This is a genomic window from Bradyrhizobium sp. CIAT3101, assembly GCF_029714945.1.
Lineage (GTDB): Bacteria > Pseudomonadota > Alphaproteobacteria > Rhizobiales > Xanthobacteraceae > Bradyrhizobium.
Genome location: NZ_CP121634.1, coordinates 5,782,344 through 5,805,519 on the forward strand (window position 1 = coordinate 5,782,344; position 23,176 = coordinate 5,805,519).

Sequence of the window (23,176 nt, forward strand, 5' to 3'; positions counted from 1 at the left end):
TGGATGTGCCTGCGCTGTCTAGATGCGAGCTTCGAACGCAGCCCGCTGCGCTGATGTCAGATGCAAGCCATGCTTGGTGCGCCGGTCGAGAAAGTCGTCAGCGCGGCTCGCCCACTCTTTCTCTCGGAGGAAGACTTCTTCGCATTCATAGAAGTCGCCGCCGTAATGACGACCGAGATCGGCCGAAATGCGGGCCGAGCCCAGCAACTCTCTCGCGCGCGTCCCGTAGAGACGCGCATAGTGGTGAATCAACTTTCGCGGAAGATCCGGATAGTCGCGCGCCAGTCCGAACGAGAAATCATCGAACGTGCCCGCGATGTCGCCGCCCGGCAGGGGGCGACCTGCGGTCCAGGCCGGCTGCATCTTCGGAAACCACGGCGCGAGCCGCTGGAGCGCCTGCTCGGCTAGCTTGCGGTACGTCGTAATCTTCCCGCCGAAGATGGAAAGCAGCGGCGGCGCATCGACCGCACCGTGAACTTCGAACGCATAGTCGCGCGTCACCGCCGACGGATTTTCGGCATTGTCATCATAGAGCGGCCGGACGCCGGAAAACCTGTGCACGATCTCGCTCTCCTTCGGCGGCGTCCGGAAGTAGCGGGTCAGCACCTGCAAGAGATAGGCGGTCTCGTCCGCGCCGATCGCAACGTCCTCGGCCTTGCCTTGATAGGGAATGTCGGTCGTGCCGATCAGCGCGAGATTATCCTCGTAGGGATTGACGAAGATCACGCGGCGGTCCTCGTTCTGAAGCAGATAGGCTTGCGATCCGCTCCAGAACTTCGGCACCACGATGTGGCTGCCCTTGACGAGACGCACGCTATGGGCGGAATTCAGGCCCGCAACGCTCTGCACCACATCCTGAACCCAGGGGCCGGCGGCGTTGATCAGCGCGCGGGACCGCACGACTTGTGTCCGGCCGTCCTCACCCCGCATCTCGAGAAGCCAGGCGTCATCCTCGCGGCGTGCCTGCACGGCACGGGTGCGCGGCAGGATGATGGCGCGATTCTGCGCGGCATCGACCAGGTTCAGGATCACCAGCCGGGCATCGTCGACCCAACAGTCCGAATATTCAAAGCCGCGGCGAAATTCGGCGCGCAACGGTGCGCCCTCTGGCGCATGCGCAAGGTCGAGGCCCCGGCTCGACGGCAGGCGCTTGCGGCCGCCGAGATGGTCGTAGAGAAACAATCCAGTACGGATCAGCCAGGCCGGCCGCTGCTCCGGCGAGTGCGGCAACACGAAACGCATCGGCCAGATGATATGAGGTGCGGACGCGAGCAGCACCTCGCGCTCGATCAGCGCTTCGCGCACCAGACGAAACTCGTAATATTCGAGATAGCGCAGGCCACCGTGAACGAGCTTGCCCGAGCGCGACGAGGTGCCTTCCGCAAAGTCGCCCTTCTCGCACAACAGGACCTTAAGGCCTCGACCAGCCGCATCGCGCGCAATGCCGGCCCCGTTTATGCCACCACCGATAATCGCGATGTCGACCAGCCCGTGATCCCTGCCCGTGTCCGGCGCAGTCTCCGTCATCGCGTCCTGCTGCGCTTCTTCTCGATCCGCCGCCGCGCCGCGGCCTTTGCCGGCGCGCGCGCCTTGCCCGGCTTCGCTTTCGGCTGCTGCAAGCCGTAGGTCGAGAATCCCTTTGCCGTATCTCCGATCTCCGCTTCGCTGAGAATGTGCGGCCCACCGAGCGCGAGCGAGAGATAATATTGGCGCGCAATGGTCTCGAGCTCGACCGCAAGCCACATCGCCTTGTCGAGGTTGGCACCAACCGCGATCATCCCGTGATTGGCGAGCAGGCAGCCGTTGCGGCCTTCGAGCGCAGCGAGCGCCAGCTCCGACAGCTCCGCGGTGCCGTAGCGCGCATAGCCGGCGCAACGGACATCGTTGCCGCCGAACGCGGCCATCATATAGTGGCAGGCCGGGATCGGCTTGTGCGCGATGGCCAGCACGGTCGCATAGGTCGAATGGGTGTGGACGACGCCTCCGACATCGGGCCGGCCGCGCATGATGTCGAGGTGAAAGCGCCATTCGGTCGACGGCTGCAAAGGTCCATCCCAGCTGCCATATTCACCCTCGAGTGGCATCGAGGCGATCATCTCCGGCTTCATCGCATCATAGGGCGTTGCCGAGGGCGTGATCAGCATCCGGTCCTTGTAGCGGGCGGAGATGTTGCCCGACGTCCCCTGATTGAGCCCCGATGCGTTCATCCACCGACATTTGGCGATGATCGCCTCGCGCAACTGTCGTTCCTCACGAGTCATGGCAAAACACCTTTCGTCTTCAGCACGGATTGAGCGGCGGCTCGCCGACGAGATAGCGGCGAACCTCCTCGGCCGCCTGGTCGGCGGCAATGGTGACGGTGCGTAACGAGGCCCCGGCAATATGCGGCGTCAGCGTCACGTTCGGCAGTTGCAGGAGCGGCCAGTCCGGCGGGACCGGTTCGACCGCAAAGGTGTCGAGCATGGCGCCGGCAAGCCGGCCTGCCGACAGCGCCTCGAAGAGCGCCGTGTAATCGACCAGCGGCCCCCGCGCCGTGTTGATGAAGATGCAGCCCGGCTTGACCTTTGCCAGCGCCGCGCGATCGATGAAGCCGGTGGTCTCGGCGGTCACGCGTGCATGCAGGCTGATCACATCCGCGCGCGACAGGAGCTCACCGAGCGCAACGTGCTCGACGCCGTCATTGCGATCCTGGGCGCTGAGCTGGACATAGGGATCGGTCACCAGGATCCGGCAGCCGAACGCCTTGAGCAGCTTCACGACGCGGGTGCCGATCGCGCCATAACCGACGATACCGACCGTCATCTCGCCGAGCTCGCGCCCGGTACGGTCGGCGCGATAGAGATCGCCGCGCCATTCTCCGCCGCGCAGGGATTCATGCCCGCTGCGGATCAGACGGGTTTCGGCGAGCATGGCACCGATGGTGAACTCGGCCACAGCGCTCGCGTTGCGGCCGGGCGTGTTGACCACGAGCACCTTGTGGTCGCGCGCAGCCTGCATGTCGATATTGACGGGACCGCCGCGCGAGACCGCGATGAATTTGAGATTCGGCAGACGCTCCAGCATCGATCGCGAGACTGGCGCGAGATGCGTGACGAGGAGCGATGCGTCCCCGATGAACGCCGCGACCTCATCCGGGTCACCCATGAATTCCTTCAAGCCGTCGAGCTTCGACCCGGCATAGCCGTGCTCCATCGGCTCGTCCGGCCAGGGCTGCTCAAGGATACGGATGTCGACGCCGTTGCCGCAAGCTGCCGTGATGCGTTCGGCAAAGACGCTCGGCAGCATGAAGCGGTCTCCGACGATGGCGATGACCTCAGGCATGACCCGCTCCCGCACGCAACGCAGCCAGCTGCTTCCAGACCGGTCGCGCCGCAAGCCTGGCATCCAGATAGGCCGGAAACATCCGCGCATAATGCGCGGCGAGCTCCGCATCGGGGGACTGCGGCGTATTGAGATAGGGTTGCACCCATTCCTCCGTGCAGGCCGCCATGTCCGGATAGAGGCCGGTCGCTACCGCCGCGATCATCGCTGCGCCGGCGGCTCCCGCCTCGCCGCGGCTGCAAACGCGAATATTGCATTCAAGGGCAGCGCCGAGGATCGCGCCGAGCGCCCGGCTGCGCGCAGCCCCCCCGGTGATACGCACGTCGCGCGGCAACGCACCCATGGCCGCGTAACAATCGCGCGCCGCAAAGGCTAGTCCCTCCATCACCGCCCGCATCAGATCCCAATAGCCATGGTGGGTGCGCAGACCCAAAAATTGCGCACAGGCCTCGTGTGCGACGAACGGCCCGCGCTCGCCGGCATCGGAGATGAAGGGATGGAACAGCAGCTCGCCGGGCCGCGCCTCCATCACGCGCTCGTCGAGCCGCCTGATCAGGTCGGCGCGCGAGCGCGCGATGCCTTCAGCGGCGAGCAGGTTGCGGGCGAGATCGAGGAGCCAATCGATGTTCAGCGTTGCCGCCATGTTGGATTGCATCTGGGCATAGTGACCGGGCACCGGGAACGGCATCGTGTAGCCGGTCGCCTCGGCGTTGAGGACCACCGCGTCGACATCAGGCGCCAACCGCATATGCATCCCGGTCGAACCGATGATGGTGCAGCCGACGTCCGGCGCCGGATCGTAGAGCCCTGCCCCGAGCGCATTGCAGATCACGTCGACATAGCCGAGCGAAACCGGAATGGCCTCGGGCAGGCCAGTCTCGCGCGCGGCGCCGGCGCTCATCGGATGCGTCGTCACGACGCCGTCGACGACGTCGGGAAACAGGCTCGCGCAATCGGCGATGCCGATCAATCGCGCGGCTTCCGCGTCAAAGCGGCGCTTGCGGAAATTGCCACAGGAGAACGTCGCCTCAGACGGATCGGTCGCACGCTCGCCGGTGAGCAGGAAATAGAGCCAGTCCTTGCAATGGAAGGCGGTGCGGGCGCGTGACAGGCTCGCCGGCGCGTTCGCCTGCAGCCAGGCCAGTTGCGGTCCCTGTTGACAGGCATTGAGCCCCGAGCCGGTCCGCCGATAGAGCGGCGCGTTGCGTTCGCTGGAACGGATGTCGTCGACGAGGCCGGCGGCACGGGAGTCGAGCCAGAGCAGCGCCGGTGCGACCGGACGGCCATCATCGTCGATCAGCCAGGTGCCATCGCCCTGCCCTGTGACGGCGATGGCCGCAAGCCGCGTGGCCAGATCGGGGACGGCCGCGACCAGGCCGCGCAGCGCCGCAACGGTATCGTTCCATGTGCGCGCCATGTCCTGCTCGACATGTCCGCCGGCGGACACCGTGTAACTGTTGGGCAGCGAGAACTCGCCGAGCTGCCGGCCTTCGCGCGTGAACGCAACCGTCTTGATCAGGGAGGTGCCGGCATCGATGCCGATGATGACGTCGCGGCTCGCCGAGGTTCGCATGATCAAGCCGCCTCCGCGTGGCGAACGCAGGTGCCGTCGACACCGAACAGATGCAGATGCCGCGCCTCCAGCGCGAAGGGAATGATATCGCCGGGGCGCGCCGCGATCCTGCTCGGCGTCACCGCGATGAGAAGGTGGCCGTCGCACTCGCCCGCGACATGCGACTGGTCGCCCAGCCATTGATTGGACACGACGCGCACGCGGACATCACCGGCTCCGACGGTGATCTTCTGTGGCCGGATGCCGATGCGGATGCGCCTGCTCTGCTCGAGCGCCCGGTCCACGCCCGGACCAAGTGTTCGTGCTTCGATATGGAACGCAACCTCGGGGCTGACCGAGAGGCGGAATCCGCCGTCGGCGCGGGCGACCTCCGTCTCGAGCAGGTTCATCGGCGGTTCGCCAATGAAGCTCGCGACGAACAGATTCGCCGGATGCTCCTTCAGCTCCCTCTCGCTTGCGAACTGCTGGAGCACGCCGTCTTCCATGACCGCGATGCGATCGGCGAGCGCGCTCGCCTCGGTCTGGTCGTGGGTGACGAAGATCGCCGTCATCCCGCGCTCGGCCAGCAGTCCCTTGATCCGCCCGCGCAAGACCGCGCGGAGCTGCGGCTCAAGCTGGCCCATCGGCTCGTCCAGCAGATAGAGCTCAGCATCGCGCACCAGGGCCCGCGCCAGCGAGACACGCTGCTGCTGCCCTCCCGAGATCGCGCGAGGATAGCTGTCCAGGATGTCCGAGATCTCGACGAGGCGCGCAATCGCCTCGACGCGGCGCGAGACCTCGCCATGCGAGAGCTGCTGCGCCTTCAAGGCAAACGCGATGTTCTCGCGAACCGTGAGCGGCGGGTAGAGCGAATAGCCTTCGAACGCCATCGCCACCCTGCGCCTGGCGGGCGGCAATTCATCGATGCGCCGCTGGCCGAGCGCAATCGCCCCCGAGGTGACGCTTTCGAAGCCCGCGATCATCCGCAAGGTCGAGGTCTTGCCGCAGCCCGACGAGCCCAGCAGCGCGACGATCTCGCCCTTCCCGACCTCCATGTCGAGCGCGCGCACGGCATGGACCGGCGCCTTGCCGCGGCTCTGGTAGACCTTGTCGACGTTCCTGATCTCGAGCATACCCATGGTCATCGCGCTCCCATCATGCCGCCTGCCGCCGATGCGGCAGGCCGACGCGCAGGCCAGTCGTGCGGTCGAACAGCAGAGCCGCCTCCGGCGCGAAGCGAACGAAGATACCGTCCTCGGCGGTCGCCATCGGTGAGTCCTGCGGCAGTGCCGCGAGCCATTCGGACCCATCGGAGAAGCGCAACAGCAGCACCGCTTTCTCATGCATCGGCGTGATCGCAACGACGCGCGCAGGAATCGCATTTTCGCTCGCCTCGCGGGTGATGACGAGATCGTCCGGGCGCACGCCGAGCCAGCAAGGACCATGATCTGCAGCCTGACGATCGGCGGCTTCAAGTCGAACCGCGGTGCCGGCGACCTGCGCGTTGAGAAAGCCCTGCGCCGCGACCGGCTCGACTTCGGACAGATTGATGTTGGGATCGCCGAACAGCCGCGCTACGGCAACGGAAGCCGGCTTCGCGTAGATCTCCTCGGGGCGCGCGATCTGCACCAGGCGTCCGTCGATCAGGACGGCGATCCGGTCCGCGATCGCCATAGCCTCGCGATAATCCTGGGTCACGTAGAGAACGGCGGCCGAGCTCCGACGCAGCAGGCTCGGCAGTTCGAGCCGCATCTCGTAGCGGAGCTTTGCATCGACGTTGCGCAAGGGATCATCGAGCAGCAGCACATCCGGATTGCCGATCAGCGCGCGCGCGAGCGCCGTGCGCTGCTTCTGCCCGTTCGACAATTCACGGGGCCTATGGCCGAGGACGTGCTCGATCTTCAGGAGCCGGCTGATCGATTTGACCCGGGACGCGACCTCGCCCGCGGCCGCCTTGGCGCGCAAGCCGCTTGCAATGTTGTCCTGCGCGCTCATGTGCGGGAACAGTGCAAAGTTCTGAAATGCCATGCCGATCCCGCGCCGCTCCGGCGGAGCGTCCACGATCGACTGACCGCCGACCAGGATATCCCCTTCATCGGGCTCGAACATGCCGGCGATCATCCGCAGCAGCACGGTTTTACCGCTGCCGGATGGGCCGAACACCGCGACGATCTCGCCAGGCTCGACCGCCAGTGACAGATCCTCGGCACAGCGGACCGGGCCGAACGACTTGCCGACGGCATTGAGTTCGAGACGCGCCATGCTTCAGCCTTTCACCGCACCGAGCGACAGCCCCTCGACCAGATAGCGCTGCGCGTAAAGCGCGAGCAGCAAGGTCGGCGTGACCGAGAGCACGATTGCGGCCGCGATCTGGCCGTACTGGATGCCGGACGCCGTGACGAAGGCCAGCGCGCCCACCGTGACCGGCTGCTTGTCAGCCGAGGCCAGGATCAGCGCGAACACGAAATTGTTCCAGCAGAAAATGAATGACAGCAGGCCGGCCGCCGCGATGCCAGGGCCGGCGAGCGGCACGGCGATACGCGTGAAGGCCTCGCGCCAGGAATGCCCCGCAAGCCGATAGGCGTGCTCGATGTCCGGGCTGATGTCCTCGAAATAGCCGCGCACGATCCACAGGATCAGCGGCAGCGCAATGAGCTGGTAGACCCAGACGATGCCAAAGTAAGTGTCGCTGAGACCGAGCTGCTGATAGTAAAGCGACAGCGGCAGCAACACGAGCAACGGCGGCGCAAATCGGAACGACAGCAGCGTGAATGCGATGGTCTCGCCGAGCCGGAACTTGAACCGCGCAAAGGCATAGGCCGCGGGCACACCAAGCACCAGGGCCAGGAGCACCGCCGCGCTCGACAGCACAAAGCTGTTCATGAGGTTGCGCATGAAGGAAATCTCGAGATTGCCCGCGGTGGTGCGGAGCTGGCCCGAGATCAGCGCCTGGTAGTTCGCGAGCGTCGGCTCGAACAGGATGTGCGGCGGAATTCGCAGGATCTGCTCGTTGGTCTGGAACGACATCATGAGAATCCAGACGATCGGGAACATGAAGAACACGAGCACGAGCGCCAGCGCCACGCCGCGGAAGATGCGCCCTGCGAGACTGGAATGATCCATCGCCGCCTCTCCGCCTCTCACGCGTGACCGTGGGCGCGTGCCCGCAGCCGCAGCCAGTTCTTGATAAAGATGTTCGAGAGAATGTTGGTGATCAGCCAGAGGATCATCAGCAGCGCCGCCGAACGGCCGACATTGGTGTACTGAAAGAATTCGAGATAGGCCTGAACCTGGAACACCATCAGCCGGTCGCCGGGGCCGCCTTGCGTCATCGCATAAATGATGTCGAACTGCTGGATGGAATCGAGCAGGCGAAACAGCGAGGCCGTGATGATGTAAGGCGCGAGCATCGGCAGCGTGATGCGGAAGAACACGAAGCTCGCGGGCACGCCATCGAGCGCCGCCGCCTCGAACGGTTGCCGCGGCAGCGAGCGCAAGCCCGCCAGCAGCAGGATCATGATGAAGGGCGTGTAGACCCAGACGTCGACCAGGACGACCGTGAACAGCGCGCTCGAGGGATCGGACGCCCATTTGAAGTCACGCACGCCGAGCAGGCCGATGAGATAAGACAGGATGCCGAAGCTGGGATTTGTCATCAGCTTCCACATCAGCGCCGCGATGGCGGGCGCCGTCATCAACGGCAACAACAGCACGATCGACACCGCATTGTGAAAGCGGGTCGGCCGCCGCAGCAGCAGGGCGATGCCGAGGCCGAGCAGCAGCTCGAGCACAACCGTCAGCGCCGTATAGGTGAGCGAGATGCGAAGCGTATTCCAGAAGGCCGGATCGGAAAGAAAGTCGATGTAATTGTCGACGCCGATGAAGCCGCGCAAATAAGGCAGGTTCAACCGGTAGCGCTGGAGCGAATAGACTGCGGCCGTCACGAAGGGCACGAGGATAGCGATGCAGACGAGCAGCGCCGGCAGGCTCAGCACGTAAGGCAGAAGGCGTCCGCGCAGCCTCGTGGTGCGGCGCGGAAGCACGTTCGTCTGGGACAACTGGGCCATGCTCATGATGATACGGGATCACGCGTTTGCTTCAACACCGCCGGCCCGGACCGGACAGGCGTTCCGAACCGGCGGGTCGGCGTGGTGCGGAGGAATCAGGCACCACGCCAAAGGTCGATCAAGGCTGGTTCAACCAGGGCAGTCTCAACCGAGGCCTGCCTGCTTGAGCTGACGGTTGATACTGTCGGCGAGCTTGTCCAGCCCTTCGTCGACGCTGACCTCTTTGGCGACCATCTTCTGGAGCGAAGCCGCCCATTCCGTCGTCAGGTCGAAGAACAGAGGCTGCGCCGTGAAATAGATCTTGGCGCCCGGCGACGAGAGGTCATGCTGCTCGAGATAGCCTGGGTAGGATTTCGCGATGCGGTCGCGGAATTCCGAGTCCTTCCACACCGACGCGCGCACCGGATTGACGAAGTCCATCTTGCGGGCGCCGAACAAGTCGTGCTCGGTTGAGGCCGCCCATTGCATGAACAGCCAGGCCGCGTCCTTCTGCTTGGAGAAGCTCGACATTGCGAGCGACCAGATCCAGACGTTCGGCGTCGGCGCCTTGGCGGCCGGATTCGCGGCAAAGGGCGCGTAACCGAGATTGCCCTTCTCCTTGTTGTCGCCGCCGTTCATGAAGTAGCCGAGAATGTCGGCGTCGAAGATCATGCCGGAGGCGCCTGCGCCGAGATCCGTGCCGACCTGATACCAGGTGTAGGTCGACCAGTTCTTCGGGCCCGAGGTCTGGATCATCTTGACCCATTTCTCGTGGAACTCCTTCGAGGCCTTGGTGTTCATGGCGGCCTTCAGCTTGCCGCCGTCCATCACAAAATCCTTCTGGCCGAAATTCGAATAGGCCGAGAGGAAGCCGGGATGGATGGTCGCCCAGGAGCGCGAGCCGCGAACGCCGACGCCATAGGGGCCGCCCGCGTCCTTGGTGATCTTCGCGGCTACATCGAGCAAGTCGTCGAGATTCTTCGGCGGCTTGACGCCGACCTTGTCGAAGATATTGCGATTGTAGGCGATGTTGTTGAGCTCATAGCCCCAGGGGATGCACCACTGCTTGGCCTTGCCCGAACCGAGTTCTGAGCCCGCAACGCCGTCCCATGCCGTCGAGGAGCGAAGGCCGGGCAGCACATCGTCCCAGGCGAAGGCCGGGTTGGTCTTGGCGGGGTCCTTGATGTAGGTGTTGAGATCCTCGATCCAGCCGGCCGGACCGTAGGTCCAGGTCATGTAGGCGCCGGTCATGAAGGCATCGTACTGATCCGACTTCGAGGACAGCGCCGCCGTCACCTTGTCGAAATAGACGTCCTCCGGGAAGATGTCGTAGGTGACGTTCATCCCGGTCAGCGCCTTGAAGGCCTCGATATCGCCGATCATCGCATCGACATAGGGATGCTTGTTCAGCAACAGCTTGACGCTCTTGCCGCTATAGGCCTTCCAGTTGAAGTCTGCGGCCATGGCCCGCGACATCGCGGAGACATAGGCCGAGTTTGCGGCTACGCCGGCGATGCCGAGCTTGGCGGCGCCATCCAGCAGATCACGCCGACTGATGCGTTTGGCAGCGTAGGAGTCGAACAGATTCTTCTCTCGATCGAACATTGTAACCTCCCATTGTGCGCGTTTACTTTCCCTTGCGGCCCTTGTTTTTGGCCTTGTTATTCTTGTCCTTGCCGGCTGTTGCCTCCGGCTTGTCGGTTGCGAGGGCCTGAGCGGTCGCCTCGTCGATAATCAGGCCGTGCAGCAGGCGGCTGCGCAGCACCGCGCGCAGCGCCGTGACCTTGGCCAGTCCGCCGCCGACGGCGACGATGCGGTGTTTCCTTAAGTCCGCCGCCTCCATCGAAGTGGCACGCGCCGACAGGTCGATGTCGAGCATCTCGCCATCGGCGTTGAAGAAATGTCCGAGCAGGTCAGCGCAGGCGCCCGCGCGCTTCAGCTCCACAACCTCGTCGGGCTTGATCATGCCGCTCGAGACCAGGAACCCCTCGGCATGGATCTGTCCGATGCCGACGAACAGGAGCGAGGCCTTGCGGGCGAGCGCAAACACGTCGGCGATGCCGTATTGCTGCATCAGCACGGCGCGGTCGGCGACCGAGTTGGCGAACACCGGCACCGGCAACAGATAGGCCTCCGCCCCGGTACGCTCCGCCAGCCGATGAATGACATCGAATGGATTGGCGGCGAATTTCCGCGTCAATCCACCGAGCAGCGAGACGAATTGCACCTCGCGCGCAGGTGTCTGCGGTAACTGTTCGACCACGGCCGCGAGCGTGCGGCCGTGGCCGACGCCGATGATCTTGTGCTCGCCGCGTTCGAGGATCTGCCGCAGGAAGCTCGCACCCTCGAGCGCCAGGGCCTTCAGCGGCAGGTCCCCCTCCCCGAGATCGGGCGCGACACGGCAGAAGGCGAGGCCGTAGCGCTCGGTCAGCGTGTTCTCCAGCGCGACGCATTCGGCCACCGGTCCTTCGACGAAGACGCGGATCATGCCCTCGCGGCTCGCGCGCGCGATCAACCGATGCGCCTTGGTGCTCTGGATGTTGAGGCGGTCGGCGACCTCCGACTGGGTCAGTCCGGCGGCGAAATACAGCCATGCCGCCCGCGTCGCGAGCGACGCTTCTCCGTCAACCATCGGCAGCCTGTCGGAAGGTGTCGCCACGTCGGAAAAGCCCGCTTGCAATTTTCTTCACATCTTGCAAAAAATTGCAGAGACCGATCGGGACGTCAATCCCCCAAACGTGCTGCGGTGCAATCGTCGGGCGCGTTACGGTCAGTGCGGTTGTCGTTACGCTGTGGAGGTCGAATGGCAGGCGTGTTCCTCGGCATCGACGTCGGAACCGGTGGGGTTCGCGCCTGCGCCGTCGATGGGCGTGGCGATTTACTTGGGATGGAAACGGCGACCCTGCCGCCGCCGCGACAGGACGGCCATGCGATCGATCAGGATCCTGAGCTCTGGTGGCATGCAACGGTGGTTGCGATCTGCAAGCTCGGTCGCAGCATCGATCTCCGGACGGTCGAGCGCCTTTGCGTTGACGGCACGTCCGGCACTCTCCTGATGATCGACGCTGCGGGTCGGCCTTGCACGCCGGGCCTCATGTACAACGATGCGCGCGCGGCAACTGAGGCGGCCCGCATTGCGGCCGTCGCGCCTGCGGACAGCGGCGCACACGGCGCGAGTAGCGCGCTTGCGAAGCTCCTGCATTTGTCTGATCGCAGCGAGGCGCGCGAGGCACGTTTTGCCGTGCATCAGGCCGACTGGATCGCCGGTCGGCTCGCCGGACATCATGGCATCAGCGACGAGAACAACGTCCTGAAGCTCGGCTACGATCCCATGGCACGTGCCTGGCCGGTCTGGCTCGACGAACTCGGCGTCAGGCGCGAGCTGCTGCCGAAGGTGCTGGTCCCCGGCACGTCATTTGCGAATGTCGACCCCACGATCGCAGCTACGCTCGGCCTGTCGCCATCAGCGCTCGTCGCAGCCGGCACCACCGATGGCGTCGCCGCCTTCATCGCGACGCGGGCTGACGCGCCCGGCGATGCCGTCACCTCGCTCGGCACGACGCTTGTCGTGAAGCTGCTTGCGACGCAGCCGATCTTCGCCGCCAATCAGGGCGTCTATTCGCACCGGCTCGGCGAGCGTTGGCTCGCGGGCGGCGCCTCCAATTCCGGCGGCGGCGCATTGCTGTCGCATTTCACGGCCGCCGACATGGAGCGGCTGACGCCGCAGCTGCGGCCGGAAGCGCCGACCGGGCTCGATTACTATCCGCTTCCCAAGCCCGGCGAACGCTTTCCCATCGCCGATCCGGCATTGCCGGCCAGGATCACGCCGCGTCCTGCGGAGGACCACCGCTTCTTCCAGGCGCTTCTCGAAGGTATCGCGGGGGTCGAAGCCCTCGCCTATCAGCGCCTGGCGGAGCTGGGGGCGCCGAAACTGCGGCGTGTCATCAGCATCGGCGGCGGCGCGAAGAACGCGGCATGGACCGAGATCAGACGACGCGCGCTCGGTGTTCCCGTGACCATCGCCGAGGAGACGGAGGCAAGCTACGGTGCAGCGCTGTTGGCCTTGCGAGGAGGCCCGCCATGATGTCCGACACGATCGACATCGACGGTCTCCGCGCGATCGCGGACCGCTTCGATCACGTGCTGCTCGATCAATGGGGCACGTTGCACGAAGGCCAGGCGATCTTTCCGCCGGCGCGCGATTGCGTCGCGCGGCTGCGCCAGGCCGGCAAACGCGTCGTTGTCCTGTCGAACTCGGGCAAGCGCGCGAGCAGCAATGCGGCGCGGCTTGCCTCGCTCGGCCTTCCACCGGACGCGTATGACGGCATCCTGACCTCGGGCGAGGTGACCTGGCGTGGCCTGAAAGCGCGCGCGCAGAAGCCGTTTACCGCGCTCGGCCAAACCTGCCTGCTGATTGCACGCGGCGGCGACCATGCGATCGTCGATGGGCTCGATCTTGCTGTCGTGAGCGATGTCGGGACGGCCGACTTCATCCTGCTCGCGGGCCTCGACGATGCCGTCGCAGAGCCGGAGCACTGGCGCGCCCGCCTCGTTGAAGCATCGGCGCGCGGCCTGCCGATGCTGTGCGCGAATCCCGATCTCGCGATGTTCGGCGCCTCCGGATTGATCCCGGCCCCCGGTGCGTTGGCCCGCTTCTACGAGACATTGGGCGGTCTTGTGGCCTATGTCGGCAAGCCGCACGCTCCCATCTTTGCGGCGGCGCTCGAATTGCTGGGGCAGCCGGACCCGGCGCGTGTCGTGATGATCGGCGACAGCCTCGACCATGATGTAGCCGGCGCCCGCCGTGCGGGCATGCTGACACTCCTGCTCAGGTCTGGTGTGCACCGGGATCAGGCGCGGGCGGGCCCGGGTGAATTGGTCCGAGAAGCGCCTGGTGCGGATGTGCCGATGCCGCACTGGGCGATGGACCATCTGGCCTGGTGAGAGGCGCACGATGCCACAACAACCTGCCCTGCTCCACGAGCTTCGCCGCATGTCGGCCCGCGTCGGCCGCAACATTCTGCTGGTGCAGGGCGCCGGCGGCAATTCCTCTATCAAGCAGGATGATCTGCTCTGGGTGAAGGCCTCCGGCACCTGGCTTGCGGATGCCGAGCACAAGGACATCTTCGTGCCGGTGTCGCTCGGCGCGGCACGCACGGCGCTTGCGCAAGGCGACGAACGGGTCCCCCTCGCCCCTGGTGCCGGCACGGCCTTGCGCGCCTCGATCGAGACCTCGCTGCACGCACTGATGCCGCACACGGTCGTGCTGCATGTGCATTCGGTCAATACCATTGCATGGGCGGTGCGGATCGATGCGCGGGAGGAGTTCGCGAAACGACTGGAGGGGCTGGCCTGGCGCTGGCTCGACTATCACCATCCGGGACTGCCGCTGGCCAAGGTCGTGCACGACGCGCTGGCACGGGACAAGGTGGATATACTGGTCCTCGGCAATCACGGGCTGGTGGTCGGCGCCGAGACCAGCGCCGCGGCAGAGGCCTTGGTGGACGAGGTCGAGAGGCGCTTGGCCCTCACCCCGCGCACCACGATCCCCGCGGACGAGGCGGCGCTTCGGTCGATATGTGCGGGCACGGCCTATCGCCTGCCCAAGGATCCGCTTTGCCATAGCATCGCCATCGACCCTTACAGCCGCGCACTTGCGACCGGCGGCTCGCTCTATCCGGATCATGTGGTCTTCCTCGGTCCGGGCTTACCCGTCCTGGAACGGGGCGAGGATCTGCGCGCCGCGGCATCGTTAGCGCTGGCGGACGGGCCGCCGCCCCCGTCGGCGCTACTTGTCCCAGGCCTCGGTTGCATCGTGCGCAAGGATGCGAGCCCCGGCGCCGAGGCGATGCTGAGCTGTCTCGCCCTGGTGACCTGCCGCGTGCCTCTCGTCGCGCAGATCCGCTTCCTGACTCAAGGCGACGAATCCGCGTTGATGAATTGGGATGCCGAGCGATATCGCCAGCAACTGACCGCCAATCGCCGACCCGACTGAACCGACGACACTTGCGGTCGCAAAGCCCTGCGCAGCGGGTGGGCTCGTCTTTTTTGCTTAGTCCATTGGGGGCACGAACAGAATTCGGCCATACGGTGACCAACATGAACAACGGCCATGAACAAAGTTTGGCCGCCTGAGAACAAATTCGGACAGCGCGAAATTCGACCCTGGACACAGGGGGTTACGCGCGGACAGGACGGGTCAGCCCGTCGGAACAGATCGTGATCCTGACGTGCAGATGAAGGACACGGCATGGTTGCCGAGACACCCGACGCCGACGCCGGCGCGAAGGGACCCGGCGCCGAGCGCGCCGGATCCCTCCGGTCTTACGAGTGGAAATGAGGCGCCGCCAGGAACTGGTTCTCCGGGCCTGGCTGCGGTTGGAACGCCGATGGGATTGGGCCAGAGGGGCCTCCGCGGAAACCGGCCGCCGCGAATTGATCCATCAGCGCTGCAAGGCGGTCAATATGCCCCTGTGGCCAACCGATGCCGGGACCAGCCAGTGAAGACACTGCGCCACCACCAGACGAGTCCACCGGAGGATCGATCACCGTCATGGTCTGTGCCGCCGAGGTCCCGGTTTCGCCTGTCGTCGTGTTGCTCGCCGTCACCGTGAACGTTGCGACCGGATGGTCGGTGCCGGTATAGCTCGACGACAACGTCAAGCCGGTGAGCGGCTGGCCTGTCGTGGAGGCGCCCTCGGTAATGGTCCAGGTATAGGTTCCGTCGGACTGAAGGCTGCTCGTGACAGTGTTTCCCGCAGGCGCTGTGATCGACTCGTAGCTGGGCAAGCCGCTGATCTTCAGCGACAGTTGGTCGTCGGCGTCGACGGGCGTCGCGGTGATGCCCAACGCCACGGAACCTCCGGCGTTGACCGTCAGCGACGTGCTGCTGATGGTCAGTGTCGGAATCTCGGGCCCCTTGTCTTCATCGATAGTCAGTGCACGGGTCGCGGTCGGCGCCGCATTCCCCGCCGCGTCCGAAACATTGGCAGTGACGGTGTACTTTCCATCAGCCAGAGCGAGGGCCTGCGCGCTCGTGACGGCGACCGACCATGTATTGCTGCTGCTAACCGCAGACGTATAAGAGTTAACGATCACGCTCGCGCTGTTGAGGATATTGACGGTGACGGCCTGCGCGTGCTCGGCATCAGTCGTTGTACCGCTGAGGGTGAAGCCCGCAGAGGCTTCCGTAGCGTTGACAATGTCGTTGCCTGCTATGGTGTTGATCGCGATCGTCGGCGCCGTCGTGTCGATCTGCAGGGTGCCGGCGGGATTGTAGTTGGTGGCGCCGGACAGGTTGGCGGCATTGCCGCCGCCATCGGTGATGGCCGCGCCATTGAGGTTGAACGACGAGACGACGAGATCGGCGGTGTTCTGGCCTGCCGCGACCACGTAGTTGAAGGTGAGTGCGGTGCCGCCCGAGCCACCAACGTAGGTGGCCGTGCCACCGTCGTTGAGGGCGAGCATCGGCGTGCCGCCACTGGTGTTGACCGTTACGGCCGCACTGAAATTGAGCGTCAGCGTGACCAGCTTGCCGGCATTGAGATCGCCGCTGGCGTTGGTGATTCCTGTACCAGAAACCACCATTGAAACGATCCTCGGCGCGGAACCAGCAGCGGGGTTTCCGAACACCTGAATAGGCGCGGCTGTCGCGGCCTGGTTCGGGCCGGTCAAGCCGTACGACGCAAGGATCGTGCTCAGAAGGTTGTAGTGGTTGTAGGTTGTATCGTAGTTTCCCGGGACGACGTTGGCACCGTACAATAGAGTTGGAATCTGATTTGGAGCTTTGTCGTTGTCATTTTCGTCCCATGTCACGATGAGAAGCGAATTATTGGCAAGCGCCCACTGAGCATAAGCGTCCAGGTTTTGCTGGAGCCATGTGTCACCCTGCTGGATCGTCCCGTCGTGCATGTCGTTGCCGATGCTCGGAATGACAAACGAAACGGTCGGCAAGCTCGAATAGTTGCCGTTGGGAAAAAGCGCGGGAAAGGTGGTGGAGAAACTCGTCTGAACCGTGCGGGCCTCGGGGAATGAAATCCAAGGGTCGTGGTTAGGGTCGCTTCCCCCTGCGGTCTGGTCGACATAACCCCTGAAGGTAAGGCCCGCGCCCTGCAACACCGTGTACAGCGTAGGATCCGGAAGGCTGTGAGGATCGTCGTCGCTGAAACCGAATGTCGAACCGGCATAGAGGGCGTAGTAATTCGATTGACTCGGATGAGTCTCCGCGAAGAAACTGGTAAGCAACGCGCCACCGGCCATGAGGCTGTTGATGTAGGGCGCCTCTGTGGTATTGCCGGTGATTTCATCATCGTCCTTGTTCTCTTCAACGACGACCACGATGTGGCTGTACTGTGGAACGCCGCTGGTCGGGTTGACCTGCAGGATGCCGGCGGGATTATAGTTGGTGGCGCCCGACAGGGTGGCAGCGTTGCCTGCACTGTCGCTGATGAGGGCGCCATTCAGGTTGAGTGCCGAAATAGCGAGGTCGGACGTGGTCTGACCTGCGGCGACCGTGTAGCTGAAGGTGAGCGCAGTACTGCCCGAGCCACCGGTGTAGTTCGCCGTGGCGCCATCGTTGAGCGTGAGCGTCGGTGCACCGCCGGTGGTGTTGACCGTCACCGCCTCGCTCAGATTGACGGTCAATGTAACGACCTGGCCGGTGCTCACACTACCGCCGCCGTTGGTGATGCCGCTGCCGGAAGCCACAATCGATGCAATCGTCGGCGCCGTCGTGTCGATCTGCAGGACGCCGGCCGGATTGGAGTTGGAGGCGCCCGACAGGTAGGCGGCGTTGCCGCTGCCATCCGTGATGCTCGCGCCGTTGAGGTTGAGCGCCGATATGACGAGATCGGGGGTGTTCTGGCCAGCCGCCACCGTGTAGCTGAAGGTGAGCGCAGTGCCACCCGAGCCGCCGGTGTAGCTCGCCGTGCCGCCATCGTTGAGCGTGAGCGTCGGCGTGCCGCCGCTGGTGTTGACCGTCACGGCCGCGCTGAAATTGACTGTCAGCGTGACGAGCTTGCCGGCGTTGAGATTGCCGGCACCGTTGGTGATCCCAGCCCCCGAAGCCGCGATTGAGGCAATCGTCGGACCGGTTGACGTTGAGTTCTGGATGGAGATCTGAGCGACCGCCGTCTGCCACCAGCCACTGGCAACGTATTCGTTCGAGATCCAGAACGAGTTCGGATTGTTCGGGTCGACCGTGGCCGATGAATTGAGGCCCCAGCGCTGCGTGCTGTTTCCATCTCCCGAGTTGAAGAAACCGGTGCTCGCCTGATACAGGATCGGCGCGCTGAACGAACCTACGGCACCGCCGCCGGCCTGGAAGACGTAGTAGTCCGACGGATACATGTTCGGACCGCTGGCGGTGAAATTGATGATGACATCGCCCGCCGCGTCCACCGCGATGGATGGATCGAACGTTGCCACGTTGGTTCCGAGCGACGCGCCGGAGATGTCGCCTTGCGCCGCAAGGGCCGGAGCGCCGGGATTGCTGACGTCGATCTTGAACCAATGGACCAGCGGCACGCTCGACCCGCTCGGCTTCATCACGGCCACGGCGTAGAGATAGCCGTTCGCATAGACCATGCTGGCGATCCGGTTGTCGACGGCGTCGAGCAGGAGGCTTGTCCCCTGCTGCTGGACGGTGTAGCTGCCGCCCTGGTCGATATTCCCGAGCGCGACGGTGCTGGTGGTGCTGAACGTATTGGTGGCCTTGTCGTAGGTCTGCAGGGCAACGACGATCTGACCTCCGCTGGAGAAGTCGCTCGCATAGTAGGTCTTGCCATTGTTACCGGATGCGACGGCGAAGATGCCCTGGGTCGACGGCATGATTTCGCTTGCGGTCAGGCTCAACGTGCCGCCGCCATAGATGCCACCGCCCGCGCCGGCGGTATCGCCGATGATCCAGTTTTCAGTGCCGGCGTAAGCGGACGCGCTGAGGCCGTACTGTGGCGCCGTGATGTAGACGTTCGAACCGTCGACCGCCAGCATCGGGCGATCTGAGCCGGTCGACTGACCGTTGATCGTGACGGTCGTATTGAGCTGCGAGAAGGTCCAGCCGTCGTTCGGATTGGAATCCTTCGAGACCGCAATATCGATGGCGGTGGCGGTCCCTCCCGGCGCCAGATACTGCATGATCACGACAAAGCGCTGATTGACGCTGTCGTAGGCGATGCGCTGATCATAGAGGCCGCCGGTCGGCGATAGCGGCGAGAAGAAGCTATAGACCGACTTCAAGGTTGGCGATCCGCCAGTCAGGTTCGTCCATTCAATCCTCGATCCCTCGATCATCACGACGTAGTTCGGCCCAACGGCAAGACCGTTGTGCGGGGGATAGCTGCTGGTATTCGATGGTCCGGCGAACAGCGTCTGGATGCTCGAGGTGGATGATGTGGTCACGTTGACTTGCAGGGTGCCGGTGGGATTGTAATTGGTGGCCCCCGACAGATTGGCGGCGTTGCCGGCACCGTCGCTGATGACCGCGCCGTTGAGGTTGAGCGCCGAGATGGCGAGATCAGACGTGGTCTGCCCCGCCGCAACCGTGTAGCTGAAGGTGAGCGCAGCGCTGCCCGAGCCGCCAGTGTAGCTCGCCGTGCCGCCATCGTTGAGGGTGAGCGTCGGCGTGCCGCCGGTGGTGTTGACCGTCACCGCCTCGCTGAGATTGACGGTCAATGTGACGACCTGGCCGGTGCTCACACTGCCGCTGCCGTTGGTGATGCCGGTGCCTGTCGCGGCAATCGAGGCAATCGTCGGTGCCGTCGTGTCGATCTGCAGGGTACCGGCCGGATTGTAGTTCACAGCTCCCGACAGGTTCGCCGCATTGCCGGCCCCATCGTTGATGATTGCGCCGTTGAGGCTGAGCGCGGAGACGATGAGATCGGCGGTGTTCTGCCCTGCCGCCACCGTGTAGCTGAAGGTGAGCGCAGCGCTGCCCGAGCCGCCAGTGTAGCTCGCCGTACCGCCGTCGTTGAGGGTGAGCGTCGGCGTGCCGCCGGTGGTGTTGACCGTCACCGCCTCACTGAGATTGACCGTCAAGGTGACAACCGCACCCGTGCTCACACTGCCGGTGCCGTTGGTGATGCCGGTCCCGGTGGCAGCAATCGAGGCAATCGTCGGCGACGTCGTGTCGATCTGCAGGGTACCGGCCGGATTGTAGTTCACAGCTCCCGACAGGTTGGCAGCGTTGCCTGCCCCATCGTTGATGGCCGCGCCGTTGAGGTTGAGTGCGGACACGATGAGATCAGCGGTGTTCTGCCCTGCCGCCACCGTGTAGCTGAAGGTGAGCGCAGCGCTGCCCGAGCCGCCGGTGTAGCTCGCCGTACCGCCATCGTTGAGGGTGAGCGTCGGCGTGCCGCCGGTGGTGTTGACCGTCACCGCCTCGCTGAGATTGACCGTCAAGGTGACAACCGCACCCGTGCTCACACTGCCAGTGCCGTTGGTGATGCCGGTCCCGGTGGCAGCAATCGAGGCAATCGTCGGCGCCGTCGTGTCGATCTGCAGGGTACCAGCCGGATTGTAGTTCACAGCTCCCGACAGGTTGGCAGCGTTGCCTGCCCCATCGTTGATGGCCGCGCCGTTGAGGTTGAGTGCGGACACGATGAGATCAGCGGTGTTCTGCCCTGCCGCCACCGTGTAGCTGAAGGTGAGCGCAGCGCTGCCCGAGCCGCCGGTGTAGCTCGCCGTACCGCCATCGTTGAGGGTGAGCGTCGGCGTGCCGCCGGTGGTGTTGACCGTCACGGCCTTGCTCAGATTGACGGTCAATGTAACGACCTGACCGGTGCTCACACTGCCGGTGCCGTTGGTGATACCGGTCCCGGTCGCGGCAATCGAGGCAATCGTCGGCGACGTCGTGTCGATCTGCAGGGTGCCGGCCGGATTGTAGTTCACAGCTCCCGACAAATTCGCAGGATTGCCTGCCCCGTCGTTGATGATTCCGCCATTGAGGTTGAGCGTGGAGACGATGAGATCAGCGGTATTCTGCCCTGCCGCCACCGTGTAGCTGAAGGTCAGCGCAGTGCTACCCGAGCCGCCGGTGTAGCTCGCCGTACCGCCGTCGTTGAGGGTGAGCGTCGGCGTGCCACCCGTGGTGTTGACCGTCACCGCCTCGCTGAGATTGACCGTCAAGGTGACGACCGCACCCGTGCTCACACTGCCGGTGCCGTTGGTGATGCCGGTCCCGGTCGCGGCGATCGAGGCAATCGTCGGCGACGTCGTGTCGATCTGCAGGGTGCCGGCCGGATTGTAGTTCACAGTTCCCGACAGGTTGGCGGCGTTGCCTGCCCCGTCGTTGATGATTCCGCCATTGAGGTTGAGCGCGGACACGATGAGATCAGCGGTATTCTGCCCTGCCGCCACCGTGTAGCTGAAGGTAAGCGCAGTGCTGCCCGAGCCGCCGGTGTAGCTCGCCGTACCGCCGTCGTTGAGGGTGAGCGTCGGCGTGCCGCCGCTGGTGTTGACCGTCACCGCCTCGCTGAGGTTGACGGTCAATGTGACGACCTGGCCAGTGCTCAAATTTCCGCCGCCATTGGAGATGGCGGCGCCGGAGGCCACAATCGAGGCAATCGTCGGCGCCGTCGTGTCGATCTGCAGGACGCCGGCTGGATTGTAGTTGGTGGCCCCCGAGAGATTGGCGGCGTTGCCGCTGCCATCAGCGATCGTAGCGCCGTTGAGGTTGAGCGCGGAGACGATGAGGTCGGCGGTGTTCTGGCCCGCCGCCACCGTGTAGCTGAAGGTGAGCGCGTTGCTCCCCGAGCCGCCGGTGTAGCTCGCCGTACCACCGTCATTGAGGGTGATCGTCGGCGTGCCGCCGCTGGTGTTGACCGTCACGGCCGCGCTGAAATTGACTGTCAACGTGACGAACTGGCCGGCGTTGAGATTGCCGGCACCGCTGGTGATGCCGGTGCCCGAGGCCGCGATCGAAGAAACCGTCGGGCCCGATGCGGAGTTCTGGATTGCAATCTGCGCGACCGCCGTTTGCCACCAGCCACTGGCGACGTATTCGTTCGAGATCCAGAACGAGTTCGGATTGTTCGGGTCGACCGTCGCCGTAGAATAGGCGCCCCAGCGCTGCACGCTGGCCCCGTCACCCGCATTGAAGAAACCGGTACTCGCCTGATACAGGACCGGGGCGCTGAACGAGCCCACCGGATCGCCGCCGCCCTGGAAGACATAGTAGTCCGCCGGATACATGTTCGGGCCGCTGGCGGTGAAATTGATGATGACATCGCCTGCCGCGTCCACCGCGATCGATGGATTGAACGTGGCCACACTGGTGCCGATTGCGGCGCCGGAAATGTCGCCCTGCGCCACGAGGGACGGAGAAGTGGGGTTGCTGACGTCGATCTTGAACCAATGGACTAGCGGCACGCTGGATCCGGTCGGCTTCATCTCGGCCACGGCATAGAGATAGCCGTTGGCATAGACCATGCTGGCAATCCGCTTATCACCGGCGTCGAGCAAAAGGGTCGTCCCCTGCTGCTGGGCGGTGTAGGTGCCGCCCTGGTCGATATTGCCGAGCGCGATGGTGCTGGTCGTACTGAACGTGTTGGTGGCCTTGTCGTAGGTCTGCAAGGCAACGACGATCTGACCTCCGCTGGAGTAGTCGCTCGCGTAGTAAGTCTTGCCGTTGCCTGACGCCACAGCGAAGATGCCCTGGGTCGACGGCATCACTTCGCTCGCGGTCACGCTCAACGTGCCGCCGCCGTAAATCCCGCCGCCCGCACCGGCCGTATCGCCGATGATCCAGTTTTCCGTACCGGCATAACCGGACGCACTGAGATTGTATTGTGGAGCGGTGATGTAGACGTTCGAACCGTCGGTCGCCAACATCGGGCGATCAGAGCCGGTTGTCTGGCCACCGATCGTGACGGTCGTATTGAGCTGCGAGAAATACCAGCCGTCGTTCGGATTGGAATCCTTGGAGACCGCGATATCGATGTTCGTGGCAGTCCCGCCTGGCGCCAGGTACTGCATGATCACGACGAAACGCTGATTGACGCTGTCGTATATGACGCGCTGATCATAGAGGCCGCCGGTCGGCGATAGCGGCGAGAAGAAGCCGTAGACCGACTGCAGAACCGGCGATCCGCCGGTCAGGTTCGTCCATTCGATTCTCGATCCGTCGATCATCACGACATAGTTCGACCCGACGGCAAGACCGCTATGAGGCGGGGAGGTACTGGTGGTCGAAGGCCCGGAGAACGATGTCTGAATGCTTGAGGAGTAGCTCACGTTAATGCTCCCTCGGTCCGATTCTGCA

At 64.4% G+C, this 23,176-nt stretch carries 14 protein-coding genes; 3 read left to right on the forward strand and 11 right to left on the reverse strand.

The features are described 5' to 3' along the window. Positions 1-18: 18 nt before the first annotated feature. The 10 genes from QA645_RS27480 to QA645_RS27525 form a co-directional block, all read right to left on the reverse strand. The gene (locus tag QA645_RS27480; protein ID WP_283044635.1) at positions 19-1,527 is read right to left on the reverse strand and encodes a glycerol-3-phosphate dehydrogenase; all 1,509 of its coding nucleotides are present in this window, start codon (positions 1,525-1,527) and stop codon (positions 19-21) included. Beyond that, positions 1,524-2,261: a class II aldolase/adducin family protein gene (locus QA645_RS27485; protein ID WP_254130551.1), complete on the reverse strand. Its 738-nt coding sequence runs from the start codon at positions 2,259-2,261 to the stop codon at positions 1,524-1,526. The genes QA645_RS27480 and QA645_RS27485 overlap by 4 nt, the downstream gene beginning before the upstream one ends. 19 nt (positions 2,262-2,280) lie before the next feature. Next, positions 2,281-3,321: a 2-hydroxyacid dehydrogenase gene (locus QA645_RS27490; RefSeq protein WP_283044636.1), complete on the reverse strand. Its 1,041-nt coding sequence runs from the start codon at positions 3,319-3,321 to the stop codon at positions 2,281-2,283. Beyond that, positions 3,314-4,894, reverse strand: coding sequence for an FGGY-family carbohydrate kinase (locus QA645_RS27495; RefSeq protein ID WP_283053360.1), 1,581 nt, complete (start codon positions 4,892-4,894; stop codon positions 3,314-3,316). Before QA645_RS27495 ends, QA645_RS27490 begins: the two co-directional genes overlap by 8 nt. Before the next feature lie 2 nt (positions 4,895-4,896). Continuing rightward, entirely contained in the window at positions 4,897-6,012 is a 1,116-nt protein-coding gene (locus QA645_RS27500; protein ID WP_283053362.1) for an ABC transporter ATP-binding protein, read from the reverse strand. A 16-nt stretch (positions 6,013-6,028) separates the two neighbouring features. Next, a complete protein-coding gene (locus tag QA645_RS27505) occupies positions 6,029-7,135 on the reverse strand; it encodes an ABC transporter ATP-binding protein (protein ID WP_283044637.1) in 1,107 nt (368 codons plus the stop codon). Positions 7,136-7,138: 3 nt separating this feature from the next. Beyond that, positions 7,139-7,996, reverse strand: coding sequence for a carbohydrate ABC transporter permease (locus QA645_RS27510; RefSeq protein WP_254130548.1), 858 nt, complete (start codon positions 7,994-7,996; stop codon positions 7,139-7,141). A gap of 17 nt (positions 7,997-8,013) precedes the next feature. Next, positions 8,014-8,940: a sugar ABC transporter permease gene (locus QA645_RS27515; protein WP_283053364.1), complete on the reverse strand. Its 927-nt coding sequence runs from the start codon at positions 8,938-8,940 to the stop codon at positions 8,014-8,016. 144 nt (positions 8,941-9,084) lie between these two features. Continuing rightward, complete coding sequence (locus QA645_RS27520) at positions 9,085-10,524, reverse strand: extracellular solute-binding protein (RefSeq protein WP_254130547.1); 1,440 nt, start codon at positions 10,522-10,524, stop codon at positions 9,085-9,087. Between the two features lie 22 nt (positions 10,525-10,546). Then, entirely contained in the window at positions 10,547-11,551 is a 1,005-nt protein-coding gene (locus QA645_RS27525) for a sugar-binding transcriptional regulator (protein WP_254130546.1), read from the reverse strand. Positions 11,552-11,722: 171 nt separating this feature from the next. Between QA645_RS27525 and QA645_RS27530 the strand changes: the two genes are divergently transcribed. Genes QA645_RS27530 through QA645_RS27540 form a run of 3 tightly spaced genes read left to right on the forward strand, consistent with a single transcriptional unit; the run spans position 11,723 to position 14,914 of the window. Continuing rightward, positions 11,723-13,003 (forward strand): FGGY-family carbohydrate kinase, encoded by a 1,281-nt coding sequence (locus QA645_RS27530; RefSeq protein ID WP_283044638.1) that lies wholly within the window; start codon positions 11,723-11,725, stop codon positions 13,001-13,003. Further along, positions 13,000-13,863, forward strand: a complete 864-nt coding sequence (locus tag QA645_RS27535; protein ID WP_283044639.1) for a TIGR01459 family HAD-type hydrolase — start codon at positions 13,000-13,002, stop codon at positions 13,861-13,863. The genes QA645_RS27530 and QA645_RS27535 overlap by 4 nt, the downstream gene beginning before the upstream one ends. Before the next feature lie 49 nt (positions 13,864-13,912). Then, positions 13,913-14,914 carry a class II aldolase/adducin family protein gene (locus QA645_RS27540; protein WP_283044640.1) on the forward strand — a complete coding sequence of 334 codons (1,002 nt, stop codon included), beginning with the start codon at positions 13,913-13,915 and terminating at the stop codon, positions 14,912-14,914. Between the two features lie 329 nt (positions 14,915-15,243). Here the strand turns inward: QA645_RS27540 and QA645_RS27545 are convergent, their stop codons facing one another. Continuing rightward, complete coding sequence (locus QA645_RS27545) at positions 15,244-23,148, reverse strand: alkaline phosphatase family protein (protein ID WP_283044641.1); 7,905 nt, start codon at positions 23,146-23,148, stop codon at positions 15,244-15,246. Between the last annotated feature and the right edge of the window lie 28 nt (positions 23,149-23,176).